Source organism: Agrobacterium sp. MCAB5 (assembly GCF_052114365.1).
Lineage (GTDB): Bacteria > Pseudomonadota > Alphaproteobacteria > Rhizobiales > Rhizobiaceae > Agrobacterium > Agrobacterium tumefaciens.
Genome location: NZ_JBFREP010000221.1, coordinates 1 through 493, shown reverse-complemented (window position 1 = coordinate 493; position 493 = coordinate 1). Strand labels below are relative to the sequence as shown.

1 protein-coding gene is annotated in these 493 nt (G+C 60.4%); it reads left to right on the top strand.

Translation table 11 applies throughout. The annotated features are described in order from the left end of the window. The coding region (locus AB4Z23_RS28325) for an SDR family NAD(P)-dependent oxidoreductase (protein WP_441361286.1) at positions 1 to 493 on the top strand (493 nt) is incomplete at both ends.

Sequence of the window (493 nt, the reverse complement as noted above, 5' to 3'; positions counted from 1 at the left end):
GCTTTGGACAACGGCTCGCGGTCGCTGCAGCACAGCGGGGCGATCAGGTTGTCGCTACTGCCCGAAACGTCAACTCGATCGAAGACATGGCTCGGCCATTCGACGGCCGTATGATCACCTTGCCGCTCGACGTGACAGATGCGGCGGCGGCAAATACCGCGGTCGCAAAGGCCGTCGAGACATTTGGGGGTTTTGACGTGCTGGTGAACAATGCCGGCTACGGACTGTTTGGGGCGCTCGAGGAGGGCACGCCCGAAGAATATCGACCGATGTTCGAGGTGAACGTTTTCGGTCTTATCGAAACCACCAGGGCAGCCTTGCCTGCACTGCGACGTTCGGGCGGAGTGATCGTCAACATGTCTTCTGGCGCAGGGATCGCGGGCAGTGGCGGCGCAGCATATTACAATGCAGCCAAGTTTGCGGTTGAAGGGGTTTCCGAAGCACTCTCCGGCGAGCTGAAGCCGTTCGGCATCCGAGTGCTGATCGTCGAGCC